This is a genomic window from Clostridium sp. C2-6-12 (assembly GCF_009928485.1).
In the GTDB taxonomy this organism is placed as follows: Bacteria; Bacillota; Clostridia; order Clostridiales; family Clostridiaceae; genus Clostridium.
Genome location: NZ_JAABNP010000031.1, coordinates 26210 through 42081, shown reverse-complemented (window position 1 = coordinate 42081; position 15872 = coordinate 26210). Strand labels below are relative to the sequence as shown.

Annotated in this window: 16 protein-coding genes and 1 riboswitch; of the genes, 5 read left to right on the top strand and 11 right to left on the bottom strand. The window is 29.1% G+C overall.

Annotated features, from left to right (window positions below):
* Positions 1 to 13: 13 nt before the first annotated feature.
* From add to GXK56_RS27870, 9 genes are all read right to left on the bottom strand, one after another.
* Positions 14 to 1009: an adenosine deaminase gene (add, locus tag GXK56_RS21105; protein WP_160691129.1), complete on the bottom strand. Its 996-nt coding sequence runs from the start codon at positions 1007 to 1009 to the stop codon at positions 14 to 16.
* 85 nt (positions 1010 to 1094) lie between these two features.
* Positions 1095 to 1194: riboswitch (purine riboswitch) on the bottom strand.
* Between the two features lie 85 nt (positions 1195 to 1279).
* Positions 1280 to 2122 carry a methyltransferase domain-containing protein gene (locus tag GXK56_RS21100; RefSeq protein WP_160691127.1) on the bottom strand — a complete coding sequence of 281 codons (843 nt, stop codon included), beginning with the start codon at positions 2120 to 2122 and terminating at the stop codon, positions 1280 to 1282.
* A gap of 439 nt (positions 2123 to 2561) precedes the next feature.
* A complete protein-coding gene (locus GXK56_RS21095; protein ID WP_160691125.1) occupies positions 2562 to 3521 on the bottom strand; it encodes a GNAT family N-acetyltransferase in 960 nt (319 codons plus the stop codon).
* 76 nt (positions 3522 to 3597) lie between these two features.
* Positions 3598 to 4530 (bottom strand): GNAT family N-acetyltransferase, encoded by a 933-nt coding sequence (locus GXK56_RS21090; RefSeq protein WP_160691123.1) that lies wholly within the window; start codon positions 4528 to 4530, stop codon positions 3598 to 3600.
* Positions 4531 to 4646: 116 nt separating this feature from the next.
* A complete protein-coding gene (locus GXK56_RS21085; protein ID WP_160691121.1) occupies positions 4647 to 5102 on the bottom strand; it encodes a DUF441 domain-containing protein in 456 nt (151 codons plus the stop codon).
* 201 nt (positions 5103 to 5303) lie between these two features.
* Complete coding sequence (locus GXK56_RS21080) at positions 5304 to 6215, bottom strand: metallophosphoesterase (RefSeq protein ID WP_160691119.1); 912 nt, start codon at positions 6213 to 6215, stop codon at positions 5304 to 5306.
* Between the two features lie 535 nt (positions 6216 to 6750).
* A complete protein-coding gene (locus GXK56_RS21075) occupies positions 6751 to 7965 on the bottom strand; it encodes a cadherin-like beta sandwich domain-containing protein (protein WP_160691117.1) in 1215 nt (404 codons plus the stop codon).
* Positions 7966 to 8265: 300 nt separating this feature from the next.
* The gene (locus GXK56_RS21070; RefSeq protein WP_160691115.1) at positions 8266 to 8682 is read right to left on the bottom strand and encodes a bacteriohemerythrin; all 417 of its coding nucleotides are present in this window, start codon (positions 8680 to 8682) and stop codon (positions 8266 to 8268) included.
* 171 nt (positions 8683 to 8853) lie between these two features.
* Positions 8854 to 9003 (bottom strand): hypothetical protein, encoded by a 150-nt coding sequence (locus GXK56_RS27870; protein WP_202127927.1) that lies wholly within the window; start codon positions 9001 to 9003, stop codon positions 8854 to 8856.
* Between the two features lie 124 nt (positions 9004 to 9127).
* Here GXK56_RS27870 and GXK56_RS21065 point away from each other — a divergent pair, with 124 nt between their 5' ends.
* From GXK56_RS21065 to GXK56_RS21050, 4 genes are all read left to right on the top strand, one after another.
* Entirely contained in the window at positions 9128 to 9514 is a 387-nt protein-coding gene (locus GXK56_RS21065; protein ID WP_243156206.1) for a hypothetical protein, read from the top strand.
* Between the two features lie 214 nt (positions 9515 to 9728).
* Complete coding sequence (locus tag GXK56_RS21060; RefSeq protein WP_160691113.1) at positions 9729 to 10181, top strand: staygreen family protein; 453 nt, start codon at positions 9729 to 9731, stop codon at positions 10179 to 10181.
* A gap of 371 nt (positions 10182 to 10552) precedes the next feature.
* Positions 10553 to 11098 carry a flavin reductase family protein gene (locus GXK56_RS21055; protein WP_160691111.1) on the top strand — a complete coding sequence of 182 codons (546 nt, stop codon included), beginning with the start codon at positions 10553 to 10555 and terminating at the stop codon, positions 11096 to 11098.
* Between the two features lie 17 nt (positions 11099 to 11115).
* The gene (locus tag GXK56_RS21050) at positions 11116 to 12705 is read left to right on the top strand and encodes a nitrite/sulfite reductase (protein ID WP_160691109.1); all 1590 of its coding nucleotides are present in this window, start codon (positions 11116 to 11118) and stop codon (positions 12703 to 12705) included.
* Between the two features lie 153 nt (positions 12706 to 12858).
* Here the strand turns inward: GXK56_RS21050 and GXK56_RS21045 are convergent, their stop codons facing one another.
* A complete protein-coding gene (locus GXK56_RS21045; RefSeq protein WP_160691107.1) occupies positions 12859 to 13275 on the bottom strand; it encodes a flavodoxin in 417 nt (138 codons plus the stop codon).
* Between the two features lie 215 nt (positions 13276 to 13490).
* Here GXK56_RS21045 and GXK56_RS21040 point away from each other — a divergent pair, with 215 nt between their 5' ends.
* Positions 13491 to 13640: a hypothetical protein gene (locus tag GXK56_RS21040; RefSeq protein WP_160691105.1), complete on the top strand. Its 150-nt coding sequence runs from the start codon at positions 13491 to 13493 to the stop codon at positions 13638 to 13640.
* 506 nt (positions 13641 to 14146) lie between these two features.
* Here the strand turns inward: GXK56_RS21040 and hcp are convergent.
* On the bottom strand, positions 14147 to 15850 hold the full coding sequence (gene hcp / locus GXK56_RS21035) for a hydroxylamine reductase (RefSeq protein ID WP_160691103.1): 1704 nt from the start codon (positions 15848 to 15850) through the stop codon (positions 14147 to 14149).
* Positions 15851 to 15872: the final 22 nt, after the last annotated feature.

Genomic DNA, 15872 nt, shown 5'->3' with positions numbered 1-15872 from the left:
CACATTTACATAATTATTTTAAAATTCTTTTTAAGCTTTCTTTTATATCATTATTAGCAAAGCTGGATTCAACACTATTGCAGTAAATTTTCTTATAATCCTCATAATCAATATTAAATTCCTTAGCTGTTATTTCAATTTCTTTAGCCATATTTGTATTTGATACAGTTCTGTTATCAGTATTTAAGGTTACTTTTATCCCATCTTTATAAAAATCATAAATTGGATGATCACTAAAACTGCTTACTGCTTTTGTCTGTACATTACTTGTAGGACACATTTCAAGGGTAATATTTTTTTCCTTTACAATTTTATAAGCCTCTTCACAATTTCTAATATAAACACCATGTCCAATTCTTTCTGCCCCTAAAAGTTCTACAGCCTCTAATACATTTTTACCTATTCCCGTTTCACCTGCATGAATGGTTACTCTATATCCGTATTCTCTTGCCAATTTAATAGGTTCTACAAACTTTTGACAAAAGCCTTCCACCTCTGCTGCACATAAATCTATTGCTACAACACCCCTTCCAAGAAATTTCTTTCCTTTTTCTACTACTTCAAAAGCTTTCTCTGCACTCATAAATCTCATACAGCCTAATATAATATTTCCTTTAATATCATACTTTGCTTCTGCAGCCCTCATTCCTTCTATTACACTTTCTATTATCTCCTCAACTGTTAAACCTTTTAAAGTATGGAGTAATGGTGCAAATCTTACCTCCATATATTTAACATTTTCCTCAGCTGCATCTTCGTAAAGTTCAAAAGTAATTCTTCTTAAACTTTCCTTTGATTGCATAACTAAATTAGGAAGCTCAAAAGCTTTTAAATACTCATCAAGTGATTTGCAATCCAATGGCACAGTTACTGCTTTTATAATTTCATCTATATCTTTATAATTAAGCTGTATTCCTTCTTTTTCAGATATTTCAATTATTGTCTTAGGTCTTAGACTTCCATCTAAGTGACAATGAAGTTCTATTTTCGGTAAAGTATTTATATTCATTAAAATTCCTCCTGCAAATTGGTGACAGTCACCAATTAATTTTTTGTATAAAAAAATCCTGACTACAAAGAAAATGCAATTAAAATCATAATTACATCTTCTTCGTAATCAGGAATTAATGGTTCCTGGTAGAGACCTCCAAACCTTATTATTGGAGTTATACGTGAAGTTTTATTTTATTTCATACTTAATTTTTTTACTAGTATAATAAATTTAATTTAGAAAGTCAAGCTTAAATGAAATTAGTATCTATTTATTTACATATATAATTTACACTCTTTTCTCAGCAATAATTAAAATCCATTCACTTTCTGTTTTTAATGGATTTCCTGCTAAAGTTACCATATCAACAATTGTAAAGCCAGATTTTTGAACAATTTCACTAATTGTTTCGGCAGTATAATCATGAAACCAATTTCTATATACTTGTATACCCTCATCATCGCCAACTATATATTGATCAAGCCAAATATTGTTCTCGTATTGAAATCCTTCTTCTAAAACAATATGTGCTTTTCCCCTCCAAAAACCCTCTTCACTAATGTACCAGTTTTTCTTTAGACTACAATTTTTCCTCAAAATAGGAGTTGAAATATCAAAAATAAATCTTCCATTTTGTTTTAAAGCTCTATATATTAACTTTAATAATCTATCTCTTTCTTCATCTGAAAATGTATTTATTTCACCATAACTTTGAATAACAGCATCATATTCTTCTGAATATTTTAGATTAAAGAAATCCTCACACTTATAATCTATATTAAGATTTTCTCTTTTTGCATTTTCTTTAGCATAACATATTGTATTTTCGGAAAAATCTATTCCAGTTACTTTATGTCCCTTTCTGCATAATTTTTCTGCATATAATCCTGGACCACAACCCAAATCTAATATGGAACTTTCTCTTCTTAGAATCTTTTTATCAAGAAAATCTACAGTCTGTTCAATAATTGAGCTTCTTCTTGATGCCCCGTCAAATTCTGGATTAAGATGTGCTTCAAGCATTTGTCTTGCTATATATTCTTCAGTCCATATATTTCCACCCTCTTTATTAAATAAAGCTAGCTTCTTACTTTTTTCTTTTATTTCATTAATTAAATTTTCATTTACCATAGTAATAACACTCCTTTAATTTTTTGTTTTAAGCAAGATGAACATTTTATAATTTTTAAATAAACAAAATGTAATAGTATAATTTAATATAAAATAAAAAAGCCATAGATTTACTCTACAGCTTCCATCTAAAAAGACAGTTTGATTAAATGAAGAGTAAAGATAAAATCATAATTACAATAAATTTGCACGAAAAATAAACCATTAAAAAATAGCTTTTTTCCAAATTATTATATTAAATGATTTTATTTTACTCCTCCGAGTTTACTTAGCTTTTTGATTGCACAGCACAAGTAAGCCGGATAACCATTCCACCTTCCATAATTATACTATTACATATTTTTATTATATTCTTAATTTATTCTATAGTAAATATAAATAATTCTAAATCTGCTAAATTTTTAATATAGATAGTCTTATAATGTTGTTCTTATACTTATTATATTTTGGCTAAAATTCTTTCATCAACTCTCCTAACAAAGCTATAAGTATAGCTTTCAAAATATTTTGCCCAAAAATGAAGTGCTGTTGGATTAATTGTTTCACAATCAACGCCTAAATATTTCAACCCTTCATCTGCTAGTTTTGTCATAGTATAATTTAATAATTCTTTTGCTACAGAACTATTTCTATAATCTGAATCAACATAGGTTCCACAGATATTAAGTACATCAGGATCTTCTGAAATGAATGTTTCTCCATCAACCCCAACTTCAATGTACCCTACTGTTTTTTCACCAGCATATGCAACAAAAAATCGGCTTTTTCTCTTTTCACACAACTCAGTAAACTTCTCTGCTGTAAATTCTGGATTAGGAAAATAAATAGGACTCTTTCTCAAATGGTTAACAAGTCCATTTTTTAGCTCTAATAAAACTCCAGCTTTTTTGTAGCTGATTTCTTCATATCTACATTTGCTATTTACTTCTGTTTTATTTATTTCGGATAAGTCTTTAATTGCATCACTGCAACGTATACCAAAACCATTAAATGCAAGAGTTTCTGATATTTCTTTATCATGTGCATATTTACAAATTGCAAAGCTGAAAATCCCTTCATCAATCATAGTTTTAGATACCTTTTCAAATAACAAAGAAGCTGTTTTCTTTCTGTTAGTTCCTCCAAAAGCGCTTCCATGCAATGGAGAAAAGGAACCTTTTACATTTCCAAAATGACCTTCAAATGGTCCCCAAAACATCATATATCCTGCAATTTTCCCATCTTCAATTGCTACTAAGCCATACCTACTCTTAAAAATATCAAAAATTAATGCTTGCAACTTTTCCTTTATATTTTTCTCTATCAGTTCCTTATTATTAGCACATTCATTTTTATATTCTATTAATGCTAATTTAACTGCTTCATCTATGTCTTTTAATTCTGGTCTTCTAAATTCCATATATTTCTCCCAACTCTAATCATTAATAATTTATCAAAATTATTTCTTAAATAGCTCTTATTCATTTTTTACATCATTAGAATTTCATCTTCCAATTCCATATTTCATTTTCAGCTTGTGTCTTAAAACCTAAATCATAATAAAATTGTTGATCCCAGCCCATCATTCCTTTGCAACCAGGATACTTTTTCATAACCCTGTTTGCTAATTCATGTATCATAGCTCTTCCAATTCCTTTGCGCCTACACCACCAAACTACTCCTAAAGGCTCCAGCTCACAGTAAGGCATTTTTTCATCATACCAGCATATAGCTAGCCCAACTGGTTTACCCTCATCATCAAGCGCAACTAAATCAAAATTAGGATTATAGCCTTTCATTTTTTTCAAATCTTCAAATCCTGACTTTATAGTATTAGCTGTAGGAAGAGTGTAGTTAAAAGAAAACATGTGAACATTAGCAGAAAAAAATGGTGGAACTGAACTTCCGTCTCCTATTGTATATCCATCAGGTAGTTCTACCTCAAATACTTTTCCTTCAAATGGAAGGATATTCATCTTCTCAGTGTATTCAGCCTTAGCATAGCCTCTTTCTTGTGCCATCTTCTTTACACTACCCCAAGTAGGACATATTTTAAGTTCTAGAAATCTTGTTCTATCCTCGTATGGTACATTTCCTCTGAAACAAGACATATGTGTCTCTATGTGATGAAACATCTTTTTTAAGAGCTCTCTGTCTTGTGTTCGTTCATAGCTGTCAAATATAAAAAATGCATCACCTTGCCATGCTCCTACACTTATTGCAACTGAAACAATTTTGCCATTTTCCTCCCACAAACCGGTTGTCTGCTCCCAGTTTGCTTTATTATTTGCCCATGCTGAATGAATTCCTCTATCAAAATGAAGACAATTGTAAAAATACGCAGGAGTTCCCCATTTATAGCTTTTAACAATCATTTTTTCTATATCATTAAAATATTCGTCTTTGTAATATTTAAAAGTATATCTCATACTAATCTCCCTTAATTTTATTATTTATTTTAGTTTCTAATAAACTGTTACACTAAAAGTTCATAAGATTGTAAATCAGTTCCATCTTCTATAATTGTTTTTCTCCTTATATTTATTTACTTATGAAATAGCTTAATTCCTAAAGCTAAAATTCCAGAAGTAATTAAAGGACCAACTGGAACTCCATCTAAAAATGCTGCAGCTATTACTGCTCCTAGAATTAAAGCTGGCATCACTTGTCCATTACCTTGAACAGTAAGATATTGAAGCCCAAGTCCACTTAAATAAGTAGTAAAAAGTGAAATTAATAATGCTGCTATACCTGTCCATGATGTAAATATAATTTTGATGTTTTCAAAAGTAATTTGTCCATTTGCAATTGGAATTAAAATAGCTGCAATAAGTATGACTAATCCTAAAAACACTCCATAGCTTTCAACTATTGGGAATATATATTTATCTAATTTTATAAGGTTAATAAATAAAAGCACACATGAAGCAATAGCTACTGAATTGGCTTTTCCGAGTATAGATATAGCCAATATTGCAATTAAAATAATGTTTGAATCCAATAAAAATCAATCCTTATTTATTTATTTTCAATAAAATTCTATTCTTATAAGTATCATATAATTACTTTAATATATATATAAATTCATGGTTACAGAAAAGTTTTTTATTGTGGTATAGCTGCTCTTTTTATTCATTATTTATTCTTCATCATTTAAGATATTGAATTTATAAAATAAATTTTACTAGCACAATCCGTTAACTTATATATTGGTCAATGAGGATACAACTGGTAATATGCATCGTCCATTCCACATATAACCAATCTCCACCTCTCTTGGACAAATATTTTGATAATTTCCCCTCATGCCTTTTATATTTACATGACCATTTTCTCCAATGGTAACAATAGCATACAACCCATCTTTATATAAAATCATATCTTTTAAAAATGGATATTGCTCATGTATTTCCTCAGAATAGCTAAAATGCTCATGCTCCGGTCCACACCATATATATGACATTGCATTCAAACCCAAATAATAGGTATCTCCTAATTTTTCAAGAGCATCTCCATGATCATGACCATTAACGCAGAGAAGTACTTTCTTTCCTGTATTATTTACTCTATCAATGAGTTTCCTAATTTCTTCTCTATTGTAAACACCTCTTTTTGCAAAGTCATTTTCTAAGCTATGGTGAGAAAAAATCACATAATATTCATTATTATCATTTAACTGATTTCTAAGCCATTCAATTTCGTAATCAGGAACAATTGGATATAAATCTTTACTTTTATCATAATTTCTCTTAAAATAAGGTTCATATCCATTTTCTGTTTTTATATAACATGTATCTAAAACAATAAATTTAACCTTTCCATAAGTAAAGGTATAATAACCAGAATCTATTTTCAAAAATTTTATTATCTTTTCCTTAGGATATAAGTCTGAATCATGATTTCCTATTGCATGATAATGAGGTTTACCATTACTATCAAGCATATTCAGCAGAAGTTTATTTTCCTCTTTTGGGCTGCAGAAATCTCCAAGATTCATAATAAAATCTACATCTTCAGCTTTTATATTATTAAGAAAATTTTTCATTCTTTCATATCCATCTGGAATATGCTCATAATGTAAATCAGTAAATACTGCAAATTTAATAGTATCCAATGAATACACCTCTCTATATTTATTTTTTCCTCTATATAGTTGAAGTTTTATATGGACGCAAGACTATACTATAATTATATTCTTTTGCTATTCTGAAATATATTCCAAAATCAATTATAATTATTTTATCCTATAATTTATAAATGCTATATAATTCTAATCATTTTTTTCAGCCCACACTTTTACTCTTCAATACAATATTATCAAACCAAAATTTATTATTCTTGACGTTTTCTGTATAAATTTGTTCACTTACACAATAATTAATTAAAGCCAGTGAAAAAATAGTAAGTGCATACATATTTGTCACACTTTTGACATAAAACCATAATATAATAAGTTTAAAGGTTGATAATAATTTTTTTCATAACTATTTTCCCTATATGTATAAATCAAAAGAGTAACATGTATATTCCCTATATACATGTTACTCTTTTGATTTATACGTTTTTAAATTCATATATCTAATTTCCAATTAGATATATTCATAGTATTCTTATTTTAAAGTCTATATTATATAAATATTATCATCACTTTATCTAATCCAAGCTCCATTTGAACCCAGTCTATATCCGCCAATTGTAGTACTATATGCCATAGCTCCATTTGAATATAAATAATAGTATCTTCCATCTACATCCATAATCCAGCCTGTTTTCATTTTTCCTTCAAAATCAAGGTAATACCATGTCCCATTATATAATTGCCAGCCTGTTTTTTTAGCACCATCATTACCTAAGTAATACCAGCTTCCATCATAAATTATCCAACCTGTTGCCATATTTCCATCTGGTTGTAAATAATAGTTCTTTCCTAAAGTTCTGTCATAGAACCAAGTATTCTTAACAGGGTTACCTATTGAATCGATATATTGCCACTTTCCATTAACCATAACCCATTGGTTTGTTTTGTCTGTTACTCCATTATTTACATCAGTTTGTCCTCTATAAATATTTAATGTGTAAGTTCTCTTCTCATGATCATCATTTTCAACTGTTATCTTAAATTCATTTTTCCCTTTATTCAATAAACTTACTGTTCTTTTGAAATCATCACTTTCATTTATAGTTACACCATTTATTTTCACATCATAGTCATCATACTCATCACTATCACAATCTGGCTTAGCAGTTATTTTTAATTCGCTAACCGATTCATTAACATTTACGTTATATGTGGAAGTATTTTTTGAAAAATTTAATTCTCCTTCACTTAAACGTAAGGTTTCTAAATATACATCTCCATTGTCTTCTGTACTAGTTTCTGAAGAAGTTCCTGTACATTTTACTTTTATAATATATTGACTTTCATAACTATCATCATATCTTGCAGTACCAGGATCATCATTATATGTCCTAATAGTAAGTGTTGTAGTTGAACCAGATGTTAGCTCAATAGTATTGCCAGGTTTAATCCCTCTTGCAGAACTACTTCTACTCTTAAATATTCTAACACGGCTTGAACTAACCCCTCTTGTACTTATAGTTATTTTATTAGATGACGTTTTAGCATAATAAGTTTCATTATCATTTAATTCATTATAATCCACTTCATATCTGCTTTTATAGCTATCCTCACTGTAAGTTTTTATTGTATCTCCATCAGAATTTTTCACTCTAATACTTGTTAAATCACCACTTGATGCATAAACCTTTGCATTAATAAAATCTAAATTTGCTACTGGTACAACAGAACTAAAAGCAGTAACCGTAAGAGCAATTGCAACAATTTTTTTAATGTTTTTGTTCATATTAATCTCTCCCTGTCTTTGATTTTTTTATCTATTCACCGGTGTCTATTATTTTTAGTCACTCTAATCTTTTTACAAAGTATATACTCATTATATAATACAGTAACAAAAACCATTTTGGGTACTTTTTTTAAATTATCTCTAAAAAAAGATAAAAACAATCTGTATTCCCTTAAAATATATCTATAAATACTATTTAACACACCTGATTATGTCTATATTTGTATATTTATTAAATAATTTTTTATTTTAAAAGAGGTTGTTACAAAACTGACTATGTTAGTTTTGTAACAACCTCTTTTAAGCGACAACTCTTTTTAAATATACAGCATATTCTCTGTCAGCAATCATAATATGCTTACTGATCCATTCAGACAAAAAGTCTATAACTTCTAAAACTATTTTTCTTTGATTTTCATCTATATCATCTCTAGATGCTATGCTTTTTATTTTATAGATATAGAAACTATGTTCTTCTTCCTGCTCATGAACATGAACATAATTATATTCCTTTAACATTTTTTCTTCATATTCAAAATGATATTTTGTATATTCTAAGAGTTCATCGATGATTTCCATAATTTCATCATATCTATCATATCCATCATCTATTATTGCAATGTCATAAGCTCTCTTACCTATTTCCATTAATTTTTTGTGCTGTTTATCTATTTCTTCAATATTTAAATTAAATTCTTCTTTCCATTTAAAAGCCATTTCTCATCTCTCCTATCGATAATTATTATTACTAAATAAATTTAGTCAAACTAGATTGAGAAATGCAAGTTCTTATTTATAAATTATGAATATATTTTTATATGTCCACAACTATTTTGAAATAATAAAAAGTCTAGTTGTAAGATTCTTTTATAATTTTTTCTTTTACTTTTACCATCTACATCCACCAACTCTAACACTCCAATTTCTCATCTTCCTAACATTTTGTTCGTTTCTATATGCAAAAAATTCCCTTTCCGCCTTTCTTCGTCTTTCGCGTATATCCTTAATAGTTTTTTCTGTTAGCTCTTTTGGAGTCATAGTTTACACCATCCTTTTATTATATTTACAATTTAATTCTCTCAAATAAATGATAAATATAAATACATATAATGTTAACTTTATGTTATTTTTCGTGGTTACTGTAACTAATTTACCTTAAATTATGAATGAATTCTTTTTAATTTCACATAATAAAGTTGTTAAACTAAAGTATAAAGAATTAGAAGGTGATTTTATTATGAGAAAATTTTTCACTTCATTTTTAGTTATATTATTTTTGTTTTTTACTTTGCCCTCAAATGTTGTTGGGGAAATTAAAAGTTTGACTCAAGGTATGTATAATATAACAGATGCAAAGCTGCAACCTGGGATTACTTATAAAGTTAGAAATACTTCCACAAGTAAATCTCTCCTTCTTATCGTTGACAATAATCAAAGCATACAACAATTAATGAGGTTAGAACCAACATCTCCTGAATACATTTTAAAGCCTATTAATTCAAGTGATTTAATTATAGTTATAGGTGCTGCTAAAATAGAGTTCTCTTAAACGCAAAAAAGTTACTTATTGTGGAGAAGTTCTGCATTGTGGCATAACCACTCTTTTTATATGTGAAAAGTTCCGAATTGCAGGAAAGTTTCGTATTACAGCATAGCTGATCTTCTCATAAGTGCATAGTTGCTCTTTTTATATATGTATATTTTTAACACAATAGCTATGAAATCATATAATACTACCATCAGAAATTAGAAGAAGTGATTAAATGAACGAACTAAAACCAGAAAAACTATTCGTTGAGTTAAGAGCTGGCATAACTCCTACTGATCCTATTATCCCAAGGCGTTACACACTTACCCACAATGATATAACTGCTGACCTTTATTTAACTATTGGAGTAACATATGCTTATGATAAAATAACTGCTATGAGAGATGAAGTTCTTGGTGAATGGATTAAGCTTCAAGATGAATATATTTTTTATGTTTATCTATATGTGAGTGGAGATTATAGCTCAGATGTTACTTCTATGAGAAATTATATTTTTAGACGTGAACTTCCTCTTGCGTTAAAAGCCATAAGATACGGAGATAAGGATTTTTTTAATGCTCATTCTGAGCTAGATTCAGTACCTATAATTGTTTATTTTTCTTCAACTGATAATCAATATAATAAAATAGAAAATTGGGGGACTTTTTCAGATTATTCTATTAATTAAGAATAAAATCATAAATATGGCTTTCTAATAAATATCATGTTGATTTTAATAAAAGATAAAGACAATAAACATTAACAATTAAAATGCTTATTGTCTTTAAAATAATTTCTATAGCTCTGTAATTTTTCACTAAACTAGATACATCAAATTCACCTATTTTTCATTCCACAGATCAAGTCTGAAAATTCATTAATCGATTATCTTAAAAATTCAACTATAGGTATTGAAGATTTTATTTTTAGATTTTAGACAAGCCCTTGATTTAATATATAAGTGATCTATGTCACGGCACTAAAACTATTTATATATTAAAATTATATAGTTGAGTAAATTACTTAACTTAAAAATATAATTTTTAGGAGGCCTATTAAATGGAAAAAATAAATGTTAACTATGAAAAACTTTATTATGGATTCCCTATAATTCTTGTGAGTTTTTATGATAAAAATGGAGTTCCAAACGTAACTACCCTTTCGTCATCTTATACACTTAAGGACATGGTAGTTTTAGGTTTTAGCAGTAAGGGATATGCAATTAATCAACTAAAAGAGGTTAAAGATTTTGTAATTAATATACCAGAAAGTTCCCTTGTATCTGAAGTAGATTTTTGTGGAGCTCATTCTGGCTACAAGTGCCAAAAGTTTGATAGTGTGAAATTAAAACCTGTTAAATCTAAAGTTATAAATGCTCCTATTATAGAAGAATGTCCTATTTCAATTGAATGTACCTTAACTGAAGTGATAGAAAGAGATTCCTATGCAGGTATAACTAATATTTTAGCTACTATTAAGGGCAGACTTATTTCAAAAGAATATTTAGATGATAAAGATAGAATTAATCTTGTAAAATTTGATGAAATTCTATATATCGGTGATGGTGTAAATCGTGGATACAGATACATGAAAACAGAACAATAAGATAAGGAGAACATAATATGTCTTATGAAGTGCTTTGGTCTAAAGATGAAAAACTAAATGAAGTCGAACATATAAAACTTGAAAAAGATGGTTTAGATGTAATTCAAACTATAGTTGAAAAATATTCTAGGGAAGGTTATGCTTCCATAACGCCTGAAGATATGAATAGATTTAAATGGGCTGGAGTTTATGAACAAAAGCCAAAAAACGGATATTTTATGATGAGAGTACGTATTAATTCTGGAATAATGAATTCCAATCAAGCAAAAGTTCTAGCAGGCATTGCTAAAGATTATGGGCATGGAATTGCAAATGTTACAACAAGAGGGGCTATTCAATTTCATTGGATCCAAGTTGAAGATTTACCTGCTATTTTCAAAAGACTTGAAGCTTGTGATTTAAGTTCATTTGAAGCTTGTGGTGACTGCCCTAGAACAATAGTTGGTAATCCACTTGCTGGAATCGATAAAGATGAACTTATGGATACAACTGAAATTGTTGAAGAAGTTAATAATTTCTTTTTATTAAACAAAGATTTTTCTAATTTACCTAGAAAATTTAAAATATCAATATCTGCTAGCATACATAATGCAGCACATGCACAAATTAATGATCTTGCTTTTACTCCTGCAATAAAAAATATTGATGAAAATGAAGTAATTGGCTTTCACGTATGGGTTGGAGGAGGACTTTCTGCTACCCCTCATTTAGCACAAAGACTTGATATATTTGTAAAGCCTGAAGATGTCCTTAAAGTTGCAATAGGTGTATGTACTATATTTAGAGATTATGGATATAGAGAAAAACGTACTCGTGCCCGCTTAAAATTCCTAGTAGCAGATTGGGGTGCAGAAAAATTTAAGGACAAATTAATAGAACTTATTGGAGATATGCCAACTAGTGGAGATGATAAGCTAGCTACCTGGAATGGAGCTTATTACTTTGGAGTACATGCACAGAAACAAAGTAGCAAAAATTATATTGGGTTAAATCTTCCTCTAGGCGAAATAACTAGTGATGAACTTTTTGAACTTTCAGACATTTCAGAAAAGTATGGGGATAATAAAATAAGAACTACCTTATCGCAAAATTTAATCGTAACTGGTATAAACCATACTGATGTTCCTTATTTATTAGAAAAAGATGTATTTAAGCACTTATCTCCTGCTCCAGAAACTTTTATTGGGTACACCGTTTCTTGTACTGGAAAAGAATTTTGTAACTTAGCTATTGTTGAAACTAAGGTGAGAGCCAAAAAAGTTATTGAATATCTTGATTCTAAAATTAAGTTAAATACACCAATTCGTATCCACTTTACTGGCTGCCCTAACTCTTGCGGTCAAAAACATATAGCTGATATCAGCCTGCAAGGCGCATTAATAAAAACTGAAACTAGCTGTGACGAAGCCTTCACAATATGGCTTGGGGGTACATTAAATAGCACTGGAAAGTTTGCTGAAAATCTCAACTTACGTGTAAAATCAAATGAAGTGCACTTAGTTATTGAAAAGATAGTGCTTTTCTTTAAAAATAATAAATTAGAAAATGAGATCTTTAACCAATTTGTTAGCAGAATAGGAATTGATGAAATTAAGAAAAATATATAGAAATGAAAGAAAAGTTTTTATTCTATAATAGAGTTCTCGATAAACAATTGAATTAACAAAACAAACATTGTAATTAAAAAAACGTGGATTCACCACGTTTTTTTAATTCCTCTCTATAGATACCAAAAGTATTCTAGGCTTAAAATCTATAAATTATTTTGCTATTAATTTTCCAAAATCTCTGCATCTGTCTTCATCATCACCTTCTGGAGATTCCTGAACTGTTAAGCCTTCACTTATTAATACAGCCCCATATAACTCCATCCTCTTTTCCCATTCTGTCATCCATTCACCATTGCCCCATCCCCATGAGCCAAAAAGAGCAACTTTCTTTCCTTGAATATTTCCTTCTAATGATTTGACAAAAGGTTCCATTTCACTTTCATCTAATTCTTCTGATCCATAAGCTGAGCATCCTAAAATAAGTATTTCTTCATTATTTATCTCTTCAAGTGTTGCATTTGAAACTTCAACTAATTCAGCTGACTTACCCTCTGATTGGATTCCTTCAAGAATTAAGTTTGCCATTTTTTCTGTATTTCCTGTTTGACTAAAATATATTATTTTCATATTAAAACCTCCTAAATTGTAATATTTATTTCTAAATTGTTTTTTTATTTAACTTCTGACATTATTATAACTTTATTCGTTTATAAAAAATGTGATTTGAATCAAACTCTAATATTATTACTTTATGTACCAAGTGTTACAGACTTAAATAATTTTAAAAGCTACAATATTGTATATTAAAATCTTTAGTCTATTATATAAGGAAGGTGACTTTTTTGAAGATTAAAAAATGCATAATAAAATGGGTAAAAAAAATCACTTACAATAATGCTGATTTAGTTAATGAAAAAAGCAGTCCTCATTGTCCAAACTATGCTACCCGCTGCTGCTTAACTTGCAATAGATGCTGGAAGGGAAAAAATTAGCTACTTATCAGTTTATATATTTTTAAATACATCAAATGTAGACTTCAATAAATTTTTCTTCTCTTCATATCTTCCCATAGTATTTCTCTCCTTTATATCCACTAAGGCACAATTAAGAAATAACCAGTTACTGTAACTAAATAGCATAAAATTCCACAAAAAAATTATTGCCTGCTATATCAATTAACTATAGCAGGCAATAATTTTATCTAAATTACTTACTTTATAATGCTTCTAATATTTCTTCTAAGTTTAATCCTTTAACCTTTGATACATCTTCAATTGTTTTTTTATTTAACTTCTGACTTTATTCTAAACTTCCTCTTAAAATAAGATGTTATTGAAATCAAATACCACTGAAAATTTATTTTAATTATGAAAATAAATCCTAGCTACGATTTCGCAGCTAGGATTCTATATTGTAAATTATATTGTAGATTACAAATAGGGTACATTCTTATCTATATATTTAATAGTTTGTTATTATAATGTAATAATACTATTTTTTAAGCTTCCATAAACATCTTCATGTCATCTTCAACATTAGTGATTCCACCAATACCAAAGTTTTCAACTAAAACATTAGCTACATTTGGTGAAAGGAAAGCTGGAAGTGTTGGTCCTAAGTGAATGTTCTTAACTCCTAAGTGTAATAATGATAATAATACTATTACAGCTTTTTGTTCATACCAAGCTATGTTGTATGAAATAGGTAATTCATTTACATTACTTAAACCAAATACTTCTTGAAGTTTTAATGCTATAACAACTAATGAATATGAATCATTACATTGTCCTGCATCTAATACTCTTGGAATTCCACCAATATCACCTAAGTTTAATTTGTTGTATTTATATTTAGCACATCCTGCAGTTAAGATAACTGTATCTTGTGGTAACTTTTGTGCAAATTCTGCATAATAATCTCTTGATTTAGCTCTACCGTCACAACCTGCCATTACAAAGAATCTCTTTATTGCACCAGTTTTAACTGCATCTACAACTTTATCAGCTAAAGCTAAAACTTGATTATGTGCAAATCCACCAACAATTTGTCCAACTTCTATTTCAGTAGGCGCTTTACATTTTTTAGCCATTTCTATAACCTTAGAAAAGTCTTTTGTACCATCAGCCTTAGCTTCTATATGAGCACATCCTGGCATTCCTGTAGCACCTGTTGTAAATAATCTATCTTTGTAAGAATCCTTTGGAATAACTATACAGTTAGTAGTCATAAGGATTGGTCCATTGAATTGTTCAAATTCTTCTTTTTGCTTCCACCATGCGTTACCATAGTTTCCTGCAAAGTGACTGTATTTCTTGAATTTAGGGTAATATTGTCCTGCAAGCATTTCACCATGAGTATAAACATCTACTCCTGTTCCTTCTGTTTGTGCAAGTAACATTTCTAAATCTCTTAAATCATGTCCTGAAATTAATATTCCTGGATTAGTTCTAACACCAATGTCAACAGATGTTATTTCTGGGTGTCCATAGCTTTCAGTATTAGCTTTATCAAGTAATGCCATACCATCTACACCAAACTGACCAGCTTCTAATGCTAATCCTACATAATCATCAACTGTTAAAGTATCATCAATTGTTGCAGCCAAAGCTTTTGCCATGAATCCATGAACTTCTTCATTGTTATATTTTAAGTTCATAGCATGCTTCATGTAAGCAGATAATCCCTTTAATCCATAAGTAATAAGCTCTCTTAAGCTTCTAATATCTTCATTTTCAGTTGCAAGAACTCCAACTTTTTCAGCCTTTGCATCAAATTCTATTGTGTTGTCAGCTGTCCAAGTAGCTGCTTCTGGCATAATCATTTCTGTAGTTTGCATTCCAAAGATCTTCTTGAAGAAACCACCAGTAACTTTTACTTCTCCAACAACGCCACCAGCTTTAATAACTTTAGCTTTTAATTGTTCTCTGATTGTTAAAGTTTCTTTTACTCTATCTAAAATAGAATCTCTATCAAAATTAGCATTAGTGATTGTTGTAAATAAGTTTTCAACTATAAATTTATCAACCTTGCTGTCAGTAACTCCAACTTTTCTACCTTCATTGCTAACTATAGCTAGTCCTTTAGTTACATATATTAATAAGTCTTGAGCCTTTGCTACATATTCATCTTTACCGCAAACCCCTACTTTAGTACAGCCTTTGCACCCAGCTGTTTCTTGACATTGATAACAAAACATTGACATATTATGCCCTCCTAATATTTTC